The sequence below is a fragment of the Agrobacterium sp. B1(2019) genome (genome assembly GCF_008274755.1).
GTDB classification, from domain to species: domain Bacteria; phylum Pseudomonadota; class Alphaproteobacteria; order Rhizobiales; family Rhizobiaceae; genus Agrobacterium; species Agrobacterium salinitolerans.
This window is the reverse complement of record NZ_VTPB01000002.1, coordinates 509,544-527,743: the sequence shown is the minus strand read 5'-3', so window position 1 is coordinate 527,743 and position 18,200 is coordinate 509,544. Positions and strand designations below refer to the sequence as shown.

Sequence of the window (18,200 nt, the reverse complement as noted above, 5' to 3'; positions counted from 1 at the left end):
ACATGGCAGGTCAAGCGCGCTCAGGGCGCCCCAACCAGCTTTTCCGCAATCTCAATTCCAAGATTGCCTCCATTCCCATGATCCTAACCGCCATGGTGATTTTCCTCGGCGGCACGATCTGGACGGTGGTTTATTCCTTCACCAATTCCAAGCTTCTGCCGCGGGCAAGCTTTATCGGCTTCGATCAATATGAGCGTTTGTGGGCAGCACCACGCTGGATCGTCTCCATCCAGAACCTGGCGATCTACGGTATTCTATCGCTGATTTTCAGCCTCGTTATCGGCTTTGTGCTGGCGGCGCTGATGGATCAGAAGATCCGCTTTGAAAACACCTTCCGCACGATCTTCCTTTATCCCTTCGCCCTGTCCTTCATCGTCACCGGCCTAGTCTGGCAATGGCTGCTGAACCCGGAATTCGGCGTCCAGTCCGTGGTCCGCTCGATGGGCTGGGAGAGCTTTACTTTTGATCCGCTCTATAATTCCCAGATCGTCATCTACGGCATCCTGATTGCCGCGCTCTGGCAGGGCACGGGGCTCGTCATGTGCCTGATGCTCGCCGGTCTTCGCGGCATTGACGAGGATATCTGGAAAGCGGCGCGCGTCGACGGCATTCCGATGTGGAAGACTTATATTCTCATCATCATTCCCATGATGCGGCCGGTCTTCATCACCACGCTGGTCATCATCGCCAGCGGCATCGTCAAGGTTTACGATCTGGTGGTGGCGCAGACGAGCGGCGGGCCGGGCATCGCGTCCGAAGTGCCGGCGAAATATGTCTATGACTACATGTTCCAGGCGCAGAACCTGGGACAGGGCTTCGCCGCCTCCACAATGATGCTCCTGACGGTCGCGATCATCGTCATCCCATGGGCCTACCTCGAATTCGGAGGCAAGAAGCGTGGCTAATATCAGCACATTGAACACGGTTGTCGCCGCCAGCGATGCGGTTGCCCCGGACCTTTCCGGTCCTCGCGGCAGGAAACCGAGGAAAACCTTTTCACGCCGCAACATCATTCTTTACGGCACGCTGTTTGTCGCCGCCGCCTATTACCTGCTGCCGCTATACGTGATGGTCGTGACCTCGCTGAAAGGCATGCCGGAAATCCGGCTCGGCAACATCTTCGCGCCGCCGGTGGAAATCACTTTCGAACCCTGGGTGAAAGCCTGGGCGAACGCCTGCACCGGGCTTAACTGCGACGGGCTTTCGCGTGGGTTCTGGAACTCCGTGCGCATTCTCGTACCATCGGTGGTCATTTCCATCATCGTCGCTTCCGTCAGCGGCTACGCGATGGCGAATTGGAAGTTCAAGGGATCGGAACTGTTTTTCTCGATCCTCATCATCGGCGCCTTCATCCCCTATCAGGTAATGATCTATCCGATCGTCATCGTGCTGCGGGAAATGGGTGTCTATGGCACGCTGACCGGCCTCGTCATCGTGCACACCATCTTCGGCATGCCGATCCTGACGTTGCTGTTTCGCAACTATTTCGCTTCGCTGCCGGAAGAATTGTTCAAGGCGGCGCGCATCGACGGCGCGAACTTCTGGCAAATCTATTTCCGCATCATGCTGCCCATGTCGCTGCCGATCTTCGTCGTGGCGATGATCCTGCAGGTGACCGGCATCTGGAACGACTTCCTGTTCGGTGTTGTCTTCACCCGGCCGGAATATTACCCGATGACGGTGCAGCTCAATAACATCGTCAACTCCGTGCAGGGCGTGAAGGAATACAACGTCAACATGGCCGCCACGCTTCTGACCGGGGCCGTGCCGCTGTTCGTTTATTTCGTTTCCGGCAGACTTTTCGTCCGCGGCATTGCCGCCGGCGCAGTAAAAGGTTGAGCTATATGAACAAAAGCGTTTCCATCCACGATCTTTCCCTGTCATTCGGCGCCGTTGCCGTGCTGAAAGACCTCAATCTCGATATTTACGACGGCGAATTCCTCGTGCTGCTCGGCTCTTCCGGCTGCGGCAAGTCGACCCTTCTCAACTGTATTGCCGGGCTTCTGGAACCGACCGACGGACAGATATACATCAAGGACCGCAACGTCACCTGGGAAGAGCCTAAGGATCGCGGCATTGGCATGGTGTTCCAGTCCTATGCGCTTTATCCGCAGATGACGGTGGAAAAGAACCTGTCCTTCGGCCTTCAGGTCGCCAAGGTGCCGAAGGAGGAGATCGACCGTCGCGTCAAAAGGGCGGCGGGCATTTTGCAGATCGAGCCATTGTTGAAGCGCAAGCCCGCCGAGCTTTCCGGCGGCCAGCGCCAGCGCGTGGCGATCGGTCGGGCGCTGGTGCGCGATGTGGATGTGTTCCTGTTCGACGAGCCGCTCTCGAACCTCGACGCCAAGCTACGCTCGGAATTACGCGTCGAGATCAAGCGGCTGCACCAGTCGCTGAAGAACACCATGATCTATGTGACGCACGACCAGATCGAGGCGCTGACGCTGGCGGATCGCATCGCCATCATGAAGAGCGGCGTCATCCAGCAGTTGGCAGACCCCGTCACCATCTACAACAAACCGCGGAACCTCTTTGTCGCCGGTTTCATCGGTTCCCCCTCGATGAATTTTCTGCGCGGCGAGTTGATCGAAAAGGACGGCAAGGTGGTCTTCACCACCAACGGCGTGACGTTCGCGCTGGACGGTTATCATGCGGAAACACCGCTGGCCGCCGGCCGCGCCGTCGTTCTCGGGGTGCGCCCGGAACATGTGCGCGTCGATGCCGATATCGTCGGCGGCGAAGTGCATGAGGCGATCGTCGATATCGAGGAGCCGATGGGTGCGGACAATCTGATCTGGCTGAAACATGCCGGGCACACCATGTCCGTCCGCGTCGGCGGCCACAGGCGGTTCTCGCCGGGCACGAAGGTGCGCCTCGGCCTCGACATGACGATGGCCTCACTGTTCGACGCGCAAAGCGAGGAGCGGCTCTAGAACGGCTCCGATTTCCCCACACAATCCCAAGACCCAGATCTCTATGGAGGAGACGATGACAGAACTCGGTTTTCAGCTTTACAGCGCCCGCAACTTCCAGCCTTTTTCCGATATTCTGAAAAAGCTTTCGGCAGCGGGTTATAAACATGTCGAGGGTTATGGCGCGATGTATGCTTCGCTGGATGAACCAGGCCTAAAAGGCCTGCGCGCCGAACTCGAAGCCAACGGCCTTTCGATGCCGACCGGTCATTTCGGCCTCGATCTTCTCGAGGGCGACCCGAAAAAGGCGCTCAATATTGCCACGGTTCTGGGTGTAGAGGCGATCTATTGCCCTTATCTGATGCCTGACCAGCGCCCGACAGACGCCGCCGGCTGGTTTGCCTTCGGCAAGCGTCTGCAGGAGGCCGGAAAGCCCTTCGTGGATGCCGGCCTGACTTTCGGCTGGCATAACCATGACTTTGAATTCAAGCAGCTTGCCGACGGCTCCACCCCGCAGGAGCAGATTTTTGCCGGTGGCCCGGACCTGAAATGGGAGGCGGATATCGCCTGGATTATCAGAGGCAATGCCGATCCGCTCGCCTGGATCGAAAGCTATGGCAAGCGTATCACCGCCGTGCATGTCAAGGATATCGCGCCGGCTGGCGAGAATGCGGATGAGGACGGCTGGGCCGATGTCGGCCATGGCACGGTGGACTGGAAAGGCCTCGTCGCGGCGCTGAAGGCGAAATCGGCCACCAAACATTTCGTGGTCGAGCACGACAATCCCAAGGATATCGATCGACTGATCACCCGCTCGATTGCGTCTTTCAAAACCTACTAAGTTTCAATTTTCGGAGTTTCCATCATGGCCAGAGATCTTGGCGTCGGCATCATCGGATGCGGCAATATCTCGTCTGCATATTTCTCCCTGGCACCGCTCTTCAAGGGCATCAAGGTGCTTGCCTGCGCCGACCTCAACCGCAATGCTGCGGAGTTAAGGGCGGAGGAATTCGGTGTCGTCGCGCAGTCCATCGAGGAACTGCTCGCCAACAAGGATATCGATGTGGTGGTGAATCTCACCATTCCCGCCGCGCATTTTCCGGTGTCGAAAGCAGCCCTCGAGGCGGGAAAACACGTTTATTCGGAAAAGCCGCTGGTGCTTTCGCTGGAAGAGGGTGAGGAGCTGCGGCGCATCGCCCGCGAGAAAAATCTCTCCGTCGGCTGCGCCCCGGATACTTTCCTCGGCGGTGCGCATCAACTTGCCCGGCAATATATCGATGACGGCAAGGTCGGGCGCATCACGTCAGGCACCTGCCATGTGATGAGCCCCGGCATGGAGATGTGGCATCCCAATCCGGGCTTCTTCTTCCTCAAGGGCGGCGGGCCGATCCTCGATCTCGGTCCCTATTACGTTGCCAACCTCATCAACCTCATAGGTCCGGTGAAGCGCGTCGGCGCGTTGACAAGCATGGCCAATCCGACCCGTACGGTGACCAGCCAGCCGCTGAACGGCGAGGTCATTCCCGTCGAAACGCCGACCAATATCCACGCGCTGCTGGAATTTGTGAACGGTGCGACGATCACACTTTCAGCCAGCTGGGATGTCTGGTCGCACCGCCACGCCAATATGGAACTCTACGGCACGGAAGGCTCTATCTACGTGCCGGACCCCAATTTCTTCGGCGGGGTTGTCGAAGCCAGCGGCCGAGACAAGAATATCCAGCCGCTGGAAGACTGGGCGCATCCGTTCGGCATTTCCAACCAGGAAAGTCCCCACGGCCCGCGCGCCAATTACCGTACGGCCGGCCTTGCCGATATGGCGTTTGCTATTCTGGAGGGCCGTGATGCACGTTGCTCGCTGGATCGCTCCCTGCACGGTATCGACGTGATGACCTCGATCCTGAAATCCGGTGAGGAAGGCCGCTTCATTGAGATGACAACGACCTGCACACAGCCGGCAGCCCTCGGCATCGAGGAGGCGCAGGCGCTGCTGCGCTAATGCGTTTATGATGCGGAAAGCGGCGATGGCAACTTCGCCGCTTTCCTGTTTTCGCGGCAGCCCTTCACAATCCCTTCGCTTTGCTTTAAAGCCGCGCCATATCCGGTCGCAGCCCACCCGGTCAAAACAAGGGATCCTAAATTATGAAAACTATCGTCATCTGCTCCGGCGGATTGGACTCCGTTTCGCTCGCGCATAAAATTGCAGCGGAACATGAACTTCTCGCTCTCGTTTCCTTCGACTATGGCCAGCGCCACAGGAAGGAACTGGACTTTGCCGCCGATTGCGCCAGGCGGCTCGGCGTGCCGCATCATATCATCGATATCAGAACCATCGGCGCGCACCTCACCGGTTCCGCACTGACCGATGATGTGGAGGTGCCGGATGGGCATTATGCGGAGGAGACCATGCGCTCCACCGTGGTGCCGAACCGCAATGCCATCATGCTCACCATTGCTTTCGGGCTCGCCGCCGCACAGCAGGCGGATGCGGTGGCGATTGCCGTGCACGGTGGCGATCATTTCATCTACCCCGATTGCCGGCCGGGCTTCATCGACAGCTTCAACGCCATGCAGGCGCACGCGCTTGAAGGCTATGCCGATGTGAAACTCTTCGCGCCCTACGTCACCGTTTCCAAGGCGGCCATCGTGACCGATGGCGCAAAATATGGAACGCCCTTCGGTGAAACATGGTCCTGTTACAAGGGCGGCTTGCGCCACTGCGGCCGCTGCGGCACCTGCGTGGAACGGCGCGAGGCCTTTCATCTGGCCGGTGTTACCGACCCGACCGACTATGAGGACCCGGACTTCTGGGTGGCGGCCACCCATGCCTATGCGGCGCAGGAGGTGCGCTGATGTTCCGCATCACCAAGGAATTTCACTTCTCCGCCTCGCACCAGCTGAAAAGCCTGCCATCGAATCACCAGTGCAATCGCCTGCATGGCCATAATTACATCGTCGAGGTGGAACTGAAGGGCGAAGCGCTGAACGAGCACGGTTTCGTGCGCGACTATCACGAGCTTGCACCGCTGAAGCATTATATCGACGACAAGTTCGACCATCGCCACCTGAATGATGTTCTCGGCCATGACCGGGTGACGGCGGAATGCCTGGCGAAGCATTTTTATGACTGGTGCAAGGAGCGCCTGCCGGAAACCAGCGCCGTGCGGGTCAGCGAAACTGCCAAGACCTGGGCGGAATACCGGCCATGACGGCGGCTGCACACAAGATTGCAGCGAAGGACACCACGATCCGCATCAGCGAAATCTTCGGGCCGACCATTCAGGGTGAAGGTCTACTGATCGGTCTGCCGACGGTTTTCGTTCGCACCGGCGGCTGCGATTATCGCTGTTCCTGGTGCGACACGCTGCACGCGGTCGATAGCGATTATCGCGACACGTGGAAACCCATGTCGGTCGACGCAATCTGGCGGGATGTGCGGCGGCTTTCCGGCGGTGTGCCGCTGACTGTCTCGCTGTCTGGCGGCAATCCCGCCATCCAGCCGCTTGGGGCTTTGATCGCGAAGGGACGCGGCGAGGGCTATCGTTTCGCGCTGGAAACGCAGGGCAGTATCGCCAAAGACTGGTTTGCCGATCTCGACCATCTGGTTCTGAGCCCGAAGCCGCCATCGAGCGGCATGGGAACGGACTGGCAGGCTTTTGAGGACTGTCTCACCGCCGCTGGCGAGGGGCCGCAGGTGGCGCTGAAGATCGTCGTGTTCGACGATGCGGACTATGCCTATGCCAAGGCGGCATCCGCACGGTTCCCTCATCTGCCTGTCTATCTCCAGCCCGGCAACCATACCCCGCCGCCGCCGGATGATGACGATGCGCGCGTGGATATCGACGGGGTGATGGACCGGATGTTGTGGCTGGTGGACAAGGTCAGCGAAGACCGCTGGTTTTCCGCCCGCGTGCTGCCGCAGCTGCATGTGCTGTTGTGGGGGAATAAGCGAGGCGTTTGAGGTATTACCTCCGTCATGCCGGGCTAGATTCGGGGTGACGGGAGATAACAGTACACGCTGCAGTATTGGAGGCGGCAGCTTACGCCGCCGCTCTCCTGCAACTCAAGCCGAAACGGCCAGCTCGCGCCTTTCCCGATCCGCAATGATCGACAGATCGAGCACCTTCTGCAGATTGGCGGCGTGGCGGAAGTCGGGATCGGCAACGCCACCTTCCATCACGGCCTTGGCGAATTTTTCGTAATTCGTCGGCACCGGGTCGACATCGATTGTCTTCCAGATCGCCTTTTCCACATCGTCACCGATGCACGCGCGCAGGCTGGAATAGTCAGGCGTGTGGATGACTTCCAGAGCACCCTTGTCGCCATGGATGCGCAAACGAAGTTCGTTCAGATGCCCCGTCGCCCAGCGGCTGGCATGGATGACGCCCATGGCGCCGTTTTCAAGTTCGGCGGTCATGGTAAAGCTGTCATTGGCGTCCAGGTCGTAGACGCCGATCTTGTTGCCCTCATATTTGTCGAAGGTCTTCAGACGCGTGAAGATGCGCTCCACATCGCTGCCCGCGCCATAAGAGGCGAAGTCGAGAATGTGGATGCCGACATCGCCGAGCACGCCGTTCGAGCCGTGCTTGGTGGAAAGCCGCCACAGCCACTTGCTCTCCGTCATCCAGTCGCCCCAGGCCTTGGAAACGAGCCAGCTCTGGAGATAGGAGGCTTCCAGATGCCGCACCTTGCCGATTTCACCGGCCAACACCATTTCACGCGCCGCCTGCAAGGGTGCGACGTTGCGATAGGTGAGGTTGACCATGGCGACGAGGCCTGCCTTTTCGGCGGCATCGGCCATTTCGGCCGCCTTGGCGTAGTTTTCCGCCAGAGGCTTTTCGCAAAAGACATGTTTGCCCGCAGCCAGAAGCTTCAGGCTGGTCGGGTGGTGGATCGCGTCCGGCGTGACATTGGCTGCCGCATCGAATTCGCCCCAGGCGATGGCGTCATCCAGTGAGGTGAAGGAGAGCGGGATGTTGTGGCGGAGCGCAAAGCCGCGCACCACCACGTCATCCACATCCACCGCCGCGACCAGTTCGACGCCGGGGATTTGCGAGAAATAAGTGGCATGGTTGTTGGCCATGCCGCCGGTTCCAAGAATGAGAAGTCTCATACCAGTATCTCCAAGCCCTTACCTGTAACCTGCTTCGCCTGCCTGATGCAGCTTGGGGCCGCGTTCTTCGATGGGCTCCAGCGCCTTGTCGACGGGAACATTGGGAGCGTCATGAATGCTCTTGAGAGCGCCAACCGGATTATAGGCCCATTTCACCGAATTGCTGATGACCTTCTGGACATTGGCGTCGTGATAGGTCGGGTAAGTCTCATGGCCGGGGCGGAAATAGAAGATATTGCCGGCGCCGCGACGCCAGGTGAGGCCGGATCTGAAGACTTCGCCGCCCTGGAACCAGGAGATGAAGACGGTCTCGAGCGGCTCCGGCACGGAGAACTGCTCGCCGTACATTTCCTCGTTTTCCAGCTCGAAATGTTCTGGCAGGCCGGCAGCGATCGGGTGGCGCGGATTGATGGTCCACAGACGCTCGCGTTCGCCCGCCTCACGCCATTTCAATGCGCAGGGCGTGCCCATCAGCCGCTTGAACGGCTTGGAGAAGTGGCCGGAATGCAGCACGATCAGGCCCATGCCCTCCCAGACGCGCTTGGCGACACGCTCGACGATCTCGTCCTGCACCGCGCCGTGATCCTTATGGCCCCACCAGACCAGTACGTCCGTCTTGTCCAGCCGCTCCTGCGACAGTCCGTGTTCCGGCTCCTGCAGCGTGGCCGTCGTGGCGTTGATCTCGGCGTCCTGGTTCAGCGCATCGGCGATGGTGTTGTGCATGCCGTTCGGATAGATCGAACGCACCGTTTCATTGATGTGTTCGTGGATATTTTCGCCCCATACAACGGTGTTGATGGTCATTGTCATGCTCCTCGGTGAAAGCCGGGACCTTGGGTGAAACCCGGCAGAAGTTGAAGTTTCAGGCAGCGCCACGCACGGGATTGCGGGCAAGTGCTTGGCCTTGATTGTCGAAACGGTGGATCTGCGCCGCGTCGGGCACGAGCGTGATGCGCTCACCAGCCTTGCGGTCGGTCACGCCTTCTTCGCGAACGACGACGGGTTCGCCGGCACCAATTTCGACATAGATGAAGCTGTCCGATCCGAGCATTTCCGAATGCACGATCTCGCCGCTCCAGCCGTCGCCCTCGGTGGCGATGGTGATGTGTTCAGGTCGAATGCCGATGGTCGCAGCCCCTTCCGTCTCGGCATATTTGCCAGTGAGGAAGTTCATCTTCGGCGAGCCGATGAAGCCTGCAACGAAGGTGTTGACAGGGCTCTCGTAAAGCTCGAGCGGCGTGCCGATCTGCTCGACGCGACCGTCACGCAGCACGCAGATGCGGTCGGCGAGCGTCATCGCCTCCACCTGATCGTGGGTAACGTAGATCATTGTCGTGTCATGCATTTCGCGATGCAGCTTGGCGATTTCCAGACGGGTGGCGACGCGCAGCGCCGCATCGAGGTTGGAGAGCGGCTCGTCGAACAGGAACACCTTCGGATCGCGCACGATGGCGCGGCCAATGGCGACACGCTGGCGCTGGCCGCCGGAAAGCTGCTTCGGCAGACGCTCCAGATACGGCGTGAGTTGCAGCATCTCGGCTGCCGCTTCGACGCGCTTCTTACGCTGCTCCTTGTCCGCGCCCGACAGTTTCATGCCGAAGGCCATGTTCTCGAACACGGTCATGTGCGGATAAAGCGCATAGGACTGGAAGACCATGGCGACGCCGCGTTTGGCGGGCGGCAGGCGGTTCACCGTGTCACTGTCGAAGGAAAGCGTGCCACTGGTAATTTCCTCCAGCCCGCAGATGAGGCGCAAAAGCGTGGATTTACCGCAGCCGGATGGGCCAACGAAGACCATGAATTCGCCGGAGCGGATATCCATGTCGATGCCCTTGATGACACCGAAGGCGCCAAAGGATTTGCGAAGATCGCGCAGTTGAATGGTGGTCATGAGATTTCTCCTAGCCTTTGACGCCGCCGGCGGTCAGGCCGGAAATGATGCGTCGCTGGAAGATCAGAACGAGGACGACGAGCGGGGCGGTGACGATGACGGAGGCCGCCATGATCGTGCCCCACGGGATTTCGAACTGCGAGCCGCCCGACAGGAGCGCGATGGCGACCGGCACCGTGCGCTGCTCGTTCGATGAGGTGAAGGTGAGCGCAAAGAGGAACTCGTTCCACGCTGCGATGAAGGCGAGAAGCCCTGTCGTGACGAGCGCCGGCCACATCAGCGGCATGAACACCTGTGTGATGATCACCCATGGCGTTGCGCCATCGACGATTGCCGCTTCCTCGATTTCGATCGGCAGGTCGCGCATGAAGGTTGTCAGCACCCAGACCGTGAAGGGCAGGGTGAAGATCATGTAGGAAAAGATCAGCGCCAGCGGCGTGTTGAAGATGCCCGCCCAGCGGATCAGTTCGAATAGCCCGGCGAGCACGGCGATCTGCGGGAACATCGAAACCGACAGGATGGTGAGCAGCAGCAGCGAGCGGCCACGGAAGCGAACCCGAGCCAGGGCATAGGATGCCGTGACCGCAAGGAACAGCGACAGCACGACGACTGACGATGCAACGAACAGCGAATTGCCGAGATTGCGCAGGAACGTGCCGTTGCCGATGACGAAGCTGTAATTGGTCAGCGAGAAGTCACGCGGCCAATAATTGACCTGGAACAGCGCAGAGCCGGATTTCAGGCTGGTCAGGATCGCATAATAAAACGGGAAGACCGAGATCACCATGATGATGGCGACCAGGGCGTAAAAGGCTGTGGTCTTGACGATATCGGTGAGGGTCATCGCGCGGCTCCATCGGTGTTGACGCGCCCGAGCCACATATAGACGACCGTGATCGAGGCGATGATGAGGAACAGCATGGTGGAAGCTGCAGCGCCGTAAGCGAACTTATCGAAATCGAACAGGTTCTCGCGCGCCAGCACGGACATGGTGCGGGTCTGGGCGTTGTTGGGCGTCAGGATGTAGATGAGGTCGAAGACGCGCATCGCATCCAGCATGCGGAAGATGACGGCGACCATGAGGGCCGGGCGGATCATCGGCAGGGTAACGCGGAAGAACACTTTGACGGGGTGGATGCCATCCACCTTTGCCGCCTCATACATGTCCTTCGGCACCATTTGCAGGCCGGCGAGAATGAGCAGCGCCATGAACGGCGTCGTCTTCCAGATATCGACGATCAGGACGGCGACCATTGCGGTATCCGGATTGGCCGTCCATGCGATCTTGTGGGAGATCAACCCGAGATTGAGGAGCAGGTCGTTCAGGATACCGAACTGGTCGTTCAGCATCCACGCCCACATCTGCGCCGAGACGATGGTCGGAATGGCCCATGGCACGAGGATGGCGGCGCGCACAAAGCCGCGTCCTTTGAACTCGGCGTTCAGAACCAGAGCGACGACGAGGCCTAGCACGGTTTCGAAGCTGACCGAGAGGATGGTGAATTTGAGCGTGTTGAGAACCGCGCCCCACCATGCGGGATCGGCAAGCAGGCCGCGATAAATGGTGCGGCCGCTGCTGAGCGTGATCCAGGTGAAATAGTTCTTGAGGCCGACGAATTGAGCCCCTTCGAGATTGGTGAGCGAAGCGTCGGTGAGGCTGAACCACACGGTGCGCACCAGCGGCCAGCCGGCCACCAGCGCAAGCACCAGAAAAGTGGGGGCCAGAAACAGCCAGGCGGATTTCAGGCGTTCCGATTGCAGGTCGGAGCCGGCGCCGGATGCCGCGACCGGTCTTTGAAGGGCGATGTCGTTCATGGGGATATCTCGCGGTTGGGGCGCGGGAAGCGGTCGCAAGAGACCGCTTCCCGCGCGGGCCGGATTACCAGCCGTTGCCTTTGAGATCGGTCAGTTCAACCTCGAGAAGTTCGAGATTTTCAGCCGCCGTGCCGTTGCCGGAGAGCGTGTTGTGCACAGCACCCCAGAACTTCGCCGAAACCTCGTTATATTTCACCTTCACCGCGGCGGAGGGACGCGGAACCGCAGTCTGGAAGATTGGTTTCCATGTCGGCATGAAGGGCTGCGCGTCGGCGACATCCTTGTCATCGTAAAGGGATGCGATCGTCGGCATGTTGGAGAGCTGGATCGCGCGCATCTTCTGGGTATCTTTCGACGCCAGGAATTTCACCAGCTGAATGGCCGCTTCCTGATCGTCGGAATATTTCGAAACGGCGAGGTTCCAGCCGCCGAGTGTCGAGGCAGGGGCTTCGCCTTCCGCACCGGCGGGCAACGGGGTGACGCCAAACTTGCCCTTGATGGCGCTGTCATCTCCATTGCCCAAGGCGTAGGCGTAAGGCCAGTTGCGCATGAAGACGGAATTGCCGGTCTGCCAGACGCCGCGCGCTTCTTCTTCCTTGTAAGCAAGTACGCCCTGCGGCGCGATGGTGCCGACCCAGCCCTTGGCGGTTTCGATGGCGGCCGCGGCTTTTTCATTGTTCACGGAGATATCGCCGTTGGTCTCGACGATATGGCCGCCACCGGCAGAGGCGATCCATTCCAGCGCGTTGCAGGTCAGGCCCTCATAGGCGCTGCCCTGAAAAACGAAGCCCCAGAGGTCCTTCTGGCCAGCCGCACGCTCCTTGTCCTGGATTTCCTTGGCGGTCTCGCTCAGTTCCTTCCAGGTTTTCGGCGGCTGCTTGCCGTATTTTTCCAGAAGGTCCTTGCGATAGAAAAGCGCTGGCGCGTCGGTGAACATCGGCATGGCGACGAGCTTGCCGTCCACGGTCTGCGAGGCGACGATGGAGGGGAAATGATCGCCGATGACGTCCTTGGTCGCTGCGGTCAGATCCACGAACTGGTCGGCCAGCTGCGGCGCCCAGATCACGTCCGTCTGGTAGACGTCGACATCCTTGTTGCCGGCGGCAAGCCACAGCCGGTACTGGCTGAACTGTTCGCTGGACGATGACGGCATGGTGACGAGATTGACCTTGTGACCGGTTTCCTTTTCGAAGGCGGCTATCCGCTCCTTGAAAAATGCGATGTTTTTGCCGGTCGAGTTGGCGGCGATCGAAAGTTCGGCCGCCTGAGCCGAAACGGCGCCGCAAAACACGGTTCCGCACAGGAACAAAGTCTTCAGGGAAATATTCATTGTCAAACTCCTCCGTTGACGCTTCCGATTATCCTCAAAATTGAAAGCGCTTTTGACTGGTGCGAGGCTCTCAAAAGCCGGGCGATCTGTCAATACTCTTTCTGTTTTCCCGGAATTGGGCTGCTTTTGCCTGAATTTTTTCGGCGTTTGCTATTCGTATTGACCAACTGTAAGGTTTCAGGTGGACAAAATTTGAAATCGTTTTCAATTTTTGTCTGCTTGAAAAATCTGCGGCGGCAACGCATGCAGGGGCAAATTGGCAAAAAATTATGAAGCTCAAGGAATTCGCAGAGAAAGTCGGGCTCTCGCCCACCACTGTCAGCCGGGCGCTGGGCGGCTACCCCGAGGTGCGCGAGGAAACGCGCCAGCGGGTGATGGAGGCTGCGCTGAAATATGGCTACCGGCCGAATGCCAACGCTGTGAGGCTTGCAACGGGCAGGGCCGGCGCCATCGGCGTTGTCATGGGTCGTTCAGGCGGCGGGCATTTCTTTTCGGAATTCATGGGCGGCATGGCCACCCGGCTCGAACGGGAAGAAACCGACATTCTCGTCAGCGTCACCGTCGATAATAATCTCGAAGAGGAACTGGCGATTTTCAGCCGGCTAGCGGCCAGCGGTCGGGTGGATGGCATAATCGTGCAAGGCCCCCGCCCCGACGACGAGCGTATTGCTTTGCTTCACCGGCTGGGCGTGCCTTTCATCGTGCATGGCCGCTCGAAGACGCCGTTCGAGCATGCCTGGCTCGATATCGACAATCACGATGTGACCTATCGTCCGACGATCCACTTTCTGGAGCGCGGCCATCGCCGCATTGCGCTCATCAATGGTCCGGTGGGCCGCACCTTCGTGCAGGACCGCGAACAGGGTTTTCGCGAAGCGATGGCCACCCACGGTATCATGCCGGATCCGCGTTTCATGATGAACGAGCACTTCAGCGAGGAGACGGCTTTCCGCTTTGCCCGCTCGCTTCTGGAGCAGACGCCGCGGCCGACCGCCTTTGTAGCGGGCGCGATGATGACGGCGCAGGGGGTATATCGTGCGGCCACGCAGATGGGGCTGACGATCGGCAAGGATGTGTCCGTCATCGCCCACGACGACGTTTTTCCTTACCTCACGCCGGAAAGCATGATGCCGCCGCTTTCCACCACTCGCTCGCCCATGCGCATGGCGGGGATGCGGGTGACGGACCTGCTTTTACAGATCATCGGCGGTCGCCCCGTCCGCGAGGTTCAGGAATTGTGGCCGGTCGAACTGATCTTGCGGGAGTCGGTCGGTCCGGCCTGAGCCTGGTGCCATAGCTCCCTGATTCCACTCCATTTTGTGAACGTCGTTTGATGACGTTCGCCTTTCGTCATCTATACGTCTGCGTCGTCTCATGTATAATCGGAACAGTCACGGGCGTTATGGAACGGGACCCGGGCCGGCGCGTTGAGGGGACGTGTCGAAGGAGGTGGACGGATGTTTGAATTTCTAAAGCTGCAACAGCAGACTGTGATCGATGACGTCGAGGCGACCGGCACCTATGCTGATGCGTTGCTCAATGTTCCAAGCCGGGAATTGACCCGCTCGACCGCTCGCGAACATGGTCACGAGGCCCATTCCCGCGACTATTGCGAAAATCGCGATATTTCCCGCAGCGCGCTGGGTTTCGCCTGAGCCGACGCAAAAAACCTCCTTAAAACGGAACGGACAGGCCGTCTCCGCGTTTTCCCTGTACGACCCGCAGGGCGGCGTAACCTGACCGAAGGGACCTGACCGGCATTTGACCGATGGGCGAATTGGGTGTTGCGCCGCCTGACTTGTTTAAGCGCGAAGGCGCTGTCCCATGCTATAAAACTGCTGCTTGTGTCCACGGTGGCAAAGCATGGTTATCAGGAGGCCGCCATGTCAGCCGTTCCCGTCGAGCCCTATCCCGAACCGCCGATGCCTGTGCCGCCGCAGCCGGATATACCGCCGGTAAAAGAACCGGAACCCGACCGGTTGCCGGATGAGGCGCCGATTCCCAACCCCGACGAAAATGACGAGCCACCGAGGGTGCTCTCGCGTTTCACGCCTCTCAATTCTCGAATTTCTTGCTGACGAATACTGAGCCTTTGAGCCCGAAGCGCCAAGGATATTCCGTCGCGCGGCTGATGCCGATTCGTCTGCCGCTGGTAACGGCGGTGGCTTCTTTCGGCAACTGAAGGAAAAAAGGTGCTGCGTTCAACGGCGCGCCATCCATCTCCCCCGTAATCGCCAGCGCCTGACAGAGCCTGCCCGGACCTGAGCAGAGAAGTTTCGGCTTGTCAGTTCCCCTTCGCAGTTTCATTATGTCGATGCCGGTCATGGGTTCGATGGCGCGCAGAAGCACGGCGGAACCCGGGGCGCAGACAAAGTTGGCGCACCAGTGAATGCCATACGACCGGTAGACATAAAGATGGCCGGCCGGGCCGAACATCGCCCTGTTGCGCGGGGTCTGCCCGTTGAAGCTGTGGGATGCCGGGTCGTCCGGATGATAGGCCTCTGTTTCCACGATGATGCCGCCAGTATCGCCGACGCGAAACTCCGCGCCGATGAGGGCGCGGGCGACATCCACCGCATCGCGCAGGAAGAAAGGCTCCTGCATTTCCGGGCCAAAGGCCTGATTCATCTGGAACCCTTCCGCTCTGCCGTCGTTGTGAATTCAGCGTCTAACCGTTTTCCAGCATCGGATTCGTACCGGTGCTTCCCCAGCCGGAGGGCATGTCATGCAACTTTCCACGACCTATGTAAAACGCAATAACGGAGTTATCTCCGTCGAGTTCGTCGGCAGCGACGGTGAACAGGTCTCGGTTCGCCTCGCCGACGGTCTTGAAGGGATCGACGATGCCGAGGCCATCAAGCGGGCGAGCGCTGTGATGGTGCAACTGACCGCCTTCGGAACGCGCCATGGTGCAGATGCGCCCTCGCAATTCACCGCTCTCGGCACCGCGCAGGACGATGCGCCTCACGAGCAGCTGCACGGGCAGGCGAGCGCCCGCACTGCGCGTGACCGCGAAATTCTGGAGGAAGAGCTTGAGGAAGGGCTGGAAGACAGTTTCCCGGCGAGTGATCCCGTCTCGGCGACGGTCACCTCCATTGCTTCGCGAAAAGGAGGGCAGTGAGATTGGTTGTTCGCAAAGTTGCACTGGTGACCGGCGCTGGCTCCGGCATCGGGCGCGCCGCCGCCCTTCATCTGTCGGCGCAGGGCTTCTCGGTTGGTCTGTTGGGCCGCACCGAATCGGAATTGAACGATGTCGCGCGTGAAATTGGAGCCGAATCCGGTTCTGCGAAGGTGCTCATGGCCGATGTGGCGGATGAGGCGGCCATGCGTCACGCGGTCGCAGCGCTGGTTGAGGATTTCGGCCGGCTTGATGTCGTGGTGGCCAATGCCGGCGTCAATGGTGTCTGGGCGCCCATCGATGAGCTGAAACCGTCCGAATGGGACGATACGATCCGCATCAACCTGCGCGGCACCTATGTCACCGTCCATGCCAGCGTGCCGCATCTGAAAGCGGCCGGCGGCGGATCCATCGTTATCATTTCGTCAATCAATGGCACCCGCACCTTCACGTCACCCGGTGCTACGGCCTATTCCGTGACGAAGGCCGGGCAACTCGCCATGGCGCAGCAACTGGCGCTGGAGTTGGGGCGTCACCGTATTCGCGTCAATGCCGTGTGTCCGGGCGAAATCGAAACGGCTATCGATGAAAATACCGATATACGCGGACGGGAAAAAACGGAGGTTCCTGTCCGTTTTCCAGCCGGGGATATTCCTGTGACAGGCGGCGTGGCCGGAACGAGCGACGACGTCGCCGCGCTGATCGGTTTCCTGGCGTCGGATGCGTCCCGCCACATTACCGGCACGCCGGTTTGGATCGATGGCGGCCAAGGGTTGCTCCGATAATCTGCAGCCTTTAAGCTCAACGCCAGCGGCATCACAGGCTTGTGTCCTTATGATTAACGAATGGGTAACGTCTGTTCACGAGACTTTGTCCATGGGCGAGGTTGCCGTGTTGTGGCCACCTTCGATAGTTAAGCGTCTGCCGGAAAGGCGGGCAAATCAGGCGGGCAAAACGATCCATGGGCATGCAGGCAATGCTGGATTTCGCGGTTGCGGGGTTGCGGCAAAAGATGAGGGCAGGGGCAAGAATGGCTGCGATCGCTGCGATCGGTGGCGGCCTTGCCGCGTGCACTTCCATGGGGCTCGATAGCGTCAAGAAAGACCCGCCGAAACTGTCGTCCAAGATGATGGCGCAGATGTCGGCCAAGAGCATGCGCCCGGAAAGCCCTGTCCTCGTTCGCATTTTCAAGCAGGAAAGCGAGCTTGAGGTCTGGAAGATCGACAAGACCGGAAATTACGCTCTGCTCAAGGCTTATCCCATGTGCCGCTGGTCCGGAAAACTCGGCCCCAAGATGAAGTCGGGCGACCGGCAGGCGCCGGAAGGTTTTTATCATGTCTCGGCCGGCATGTTGAACCCGAACTCACAATATTATGTCTCCTTCAATCTCGGTTATCCTAACCGGCTGGAATCGGCGCTCGGTTACACCGGTGAGGCGCTGATGGTGCATGGCGCCTGCTCGTCTTCCGGCTGCTACGCCATGACGGATGCGCAGGTTGGTGAGATTTACGCCATCGTCGCGCGTGCGCTCCAGGGCGGACAGGACCGTTTTCAGGTGCAGGCCTATCCCTTCCGTATGACCGCAAGGAACATGGCGGCGCATCGGGACGACCCCAACATGCCGTTCTGGAAGACGCTGAAGGAAGGCTACGATTATTTCGAGGTAACGCGCAGGCAGCCCAAGGTTTCCGTCTGCGGCCGCCGTTATGTTTTCAACAGTGAATTTGCCGAAGGCGAACCTGCCGATCCGTTGGCGGCATGCCCGCCGGCGATCAACCAGCAGGATCCGCTGGTGGCGTCGAAACTGGCCGAAGAGCAACAAAAGCTTGCCGCTGCCATGAGCGACGGAACTTCCCCCCCGCTCAGCGCGTATGTAGACGGCGGCATGCATCCAAGCTTCCGAGCCATTTTGAAATCCAGCGGCGCCAAGGCCATGGCGTCGCGGGTTTCCGGCACGAAGTATCCTATAAGCCGCCCCGAGGCGGCGCTGGCAGATCCCTTTGCCAGCGTGAGATGACGTA

21 protein-coding genes are annotated in these 18,200 nt (G+C 59.6%); 14 read left to right on the top strand and 7 right to left on the bottom strand.

Going from position 1 to position 18,200, the window contains the following annotated elements:
• Window positions 1–2 precede the first annotated feature (2 nt).
• The 8 genes from AGR1_RS17195 to queE all read left to right on the top strand — a co-directional run bounded on the left by AGR1_RS17195 (window position 3) and on the right by queE (window position 6,873).
• Complete coding sequence (locus AGR1_RS17195; protein WP_149147669.1) at window positions 3–905, top strand: sugar ABC transporter permease; 903 nt, start codon at window positions 3–5, stop codon at window positions 903–905.
• Entirely contained in the window at window positions 898–1,839 is a 942-nt protein-coding gene (locus AGR1_RS17190; protein ID WP_080795851.1) for a carbohydrate ABC transporter permease, read from the top strand. Before AGR1_RS17195 ends, AGR1_RS17190 begins: the two co-directional genes overlap by 8 nt.
• Before the next feature lie 5 nt (window positions 1,840–1,844).
• Entirely contained in the window at window positions 1,845–2,933 is a 1,089-nt protein-coding gene (gene ugpC / locus AGR1_RS17185) for a sn-glycerol-3-phosphate ABC transporter ATP-binding protein UgpC (protein ID WP_149147668.1), read from the top strand.
• A gap of 55 nt (window positions 2,934–2,988) precedes the next feature.
• Complete coding sequence (locus tag AGR1_RS17180; protein ID WP_080795857.1) at window positions 2,989–3,753, top strand: sugar phosphate isomerase/epimerase; 765 nt, start codon at window positions 2,989–2,991, stop codon at window positions 3,751–3,753.
• Window positions 3,754–3,777: 24 nt separating this feature from the next.
• Window positions 3,778–4,911 (top strand): Gfo/Idh/MocA family oxidoreductase, encoded by a 1,134-nt coding sequence (locus AGR1_RS17175; protein WP_149147667.1) that lies wholly within the window; start codon window positions 3,778–3,780, stop codon window positions 4,909–4,911.
• A gap of 143 nt (window positions 4,912–5,054) precedes the next feature.
• On the top strand, window positions 5,055–5,765 hold the full coding sequence (gene queC, locus AGR1_RS17170) for a 7-cyano-7-deazaguanine synthase QueC (RefSeq protein ID WP_080795861.1): 711 nt from the start codon (window positions 5,055–5,057) through the stop codon (window positions 5,763–5,765).
• The gene (gene queD, locus AGR1_RS17165) at window positions 5,765–6,121 is read left to right on the top strand and encodes a 6-carboxytetrahydropterin synthase QueD (RefSeq protein ID WP_149147666.1); all 357 of its coding nucleotides are present in this window, start codon (window positions 5,765–5,767) and stop codon (window positions 6,119–6,121) included. The genes queC and queD overlap by 1 nt, the downstream gene beginning before the upstream one ends.
• Window positions 6,118–6,873: a 7-carboxy-7-deazaguanine synthase QueE gene (gene queE / locus AGR1_RS17160; protein ID WP_080795868.1), complete on the top strand. Its 756-nt coding sequence runs from the start codon at window positions 6,118–6,120 to the stop codon at window positions 6,871–6,873. Before queD ends, queE begins: the two co-directional genes overlap by 4 nt.
• Before the next feature lie 102 nt (window positions 6,874–6,975).
• Here the strand turns inward: queE and AGR1_RS17155 are convergent, their stop codons facing one another.
• The 6 genes from AGR1_RS17155 to AGR1_RS17130 form a co-directional block, all read right to left on the bottom strand.
• Window positions 6,976–8,025: a Gfo/Idh/MocA family oxidoreductase gene (locus tag AGR1_RS17155; RefSeq protein ID WP_080795870.1), complete on the bottom strand. Its 1,050-nt coding sequence runs from the start codon at window positions 8,023–8,025 to the stop codon at window positions 6,976–6,978.
• 18 nt (window positions 8,026–8,043) lie between these two features.
• Window positions 8,044–8,829, bottom strand: coding sequence for a ThuA domain-containing protein (locus AGR1_RS17150; protein ID WP_080795872.1), 786 nt, complete (start codon window positions 8,827–8,829; stop codon window positions 8,044–8,046).
• A 58-nt stretch (window positions 8,830–8,887) separates the two neighbouring features.
• Window positions 8,888–9,916, bottom strand: coding sequence for an ABC transporter ATP-binding protein (locus AGR1_RS17145; protein WP_149147665.1), 1,029 nt, complete (start codon window positions 9,914–9,916; stop codon window positions 8,888–8,890).
• Window positions 9,917–9,926: 10 nt separating this feature from the next.
• On the bottom strand, window positions 9,927–10,760 hold the full coding sequence (locus AGR1_RS17140; protein ID WP_149147664.1) for a carbohydrate ABC transporter permease: 834 nt from the start codon (window positions 10,758–10,760) through the stop codon (window positions 9,927–9,929).
• Window positions 10,757–11,731 carry a sugar ABC transporter permease gene (locus AGR1_RS17135; RefSeq protein WP_149147663.1) on the bottom strand — a complete coding sequence of 325 codons (975 nt, stop codon included), beginning with the start codon at window positions 11,729–11,731 and terminating at the stop codon, window positions 10,757–10,759. The genes AGR1_RS17140 and AGR1_RS17135 overlap by 4 nt, the downstream gene beginning before the upstream one ends.
• Before the next feature lie 64 nt (window positions 11,732–11,795).
• Window positions 11,796–13,061, bottom strand: coding sequence for an ABC transporter substrate-binding protein (locus AGR1_RS17130; RefSeq protein WP_149147662.1), 1,266 nt, complete (start codon window positions 13,059–13,061; stop codon window positions 11,796–11,798).
• Between the two features lie 269 nt (window positions 13,062–13,330).
• Here AGR1_RS17130 and AGR1_RS17125 point away from each other — a divergent pair, with 269 nt between their 5' ends.
• The 3 genes from AGR1_RS17125 to AGR1_RS29895 all read left to right on the top strand — a co-directional run bounded on the left by AGR1_RS17125 (window position 13,331) and on the right by AGR1_RS29895 (window position 15,139).
• Window positions 13,331–14,344, top strand: coding sequence for a substrate-binding domain-containing protein (locus AGR1_RS17125; protein WP_080795886.1), 1,014 nt, complete (start codon window positions 13,331–13,333; stop codon window positions 14,342–14,344).
• Window positions 14,345–14,518: 174 nt separating this feature from the next.
• A complete protein-coding gene (locus AGR1_RS17120; RefSeq protein ID WP_080795888.1) occupies window positions 14,519–14,716 on the top strand; it encodes a hypothetical protein in 198 nt (65 codons plus the stop codon).
• A 228-nt stretch (window positions 14,717–14,944) separates the two neighbouring features.
• Window positions 14,945–15,139 (top strand): hypothetical protein, encoded by a 195-nt coding sequence (locus tag AGR1_RS29895; protein WP_149148006.1) that lies wholly within the window; start codon window positions 14,945–14,947, stop codon window positions 15,137–15,139.
• Here AGR1_RS29895 and AGR1_RS17110 read toward each other — a convergent pair.
• Window positions 15,117–15,689 carry a DNA-3-methyladenine glycosylase gene (locus tag AGR1_RS17110; protein ID WP_149147661.1) on the bottom strand — a complete coding sequence of 191 codons (573 nt, stop codon included), beginning with the start codon at window positions 15,687–15,689 and terminating at the stop codon, window positions 15,117–15,119. The two genes, AGR1_RS29895 and AGR1_RS17110, sit on opposite strands and share 23 nt — an antisense overlap.
• Window positions 15,690–15,786: 97 nt before the next feature.
• On the opposite strand from AGR1_RS17110, the gene AGR1_RS29630 reads away from it, so the two are divergent.
• From AGR1_RS29630 to AGR1_RS17095, 3 genes are all read left to right on the top strand, one after another.
• A complete protein-coding gene (locus tag AGR1_RS29630) occupies window positions 15,787–16,182 on the top strand; it encodes a hypothetical protein (protein WP_187772216.1) in 396 nt (131 codons plus the stop codon).
• A 2-nt stretch (window positions 16,183–16,184) separates the two neighbouring features.
• Window positions 16,185–16,964: an SDR family NAD(P)-dependent oxidoreductase gene (locus AGR1_RS17100; RefSeq protein WP_187772215.1), complete on the top strand. Its 780-nt coding sequence runs from the start codon at window positions 16,185–16,187 to the stop codon at window positions 16,962–16,964.
• A gap of 176 nt (window positions 16,965–17,140) precedes the next feature.
• Window positions 17,141–18,196, top strand: a complete 1,056-nt coding sequence (locus tag AGR1_RS17095) for a murein L,D-transpeptidase family protein (protein WP_187772214.1) — start codon at window positions 17,141–17,143, stop codon at window positions 18,194–18,196.
• Window positions 18,197–18,200: the final 4 nt, after the last annotated feature.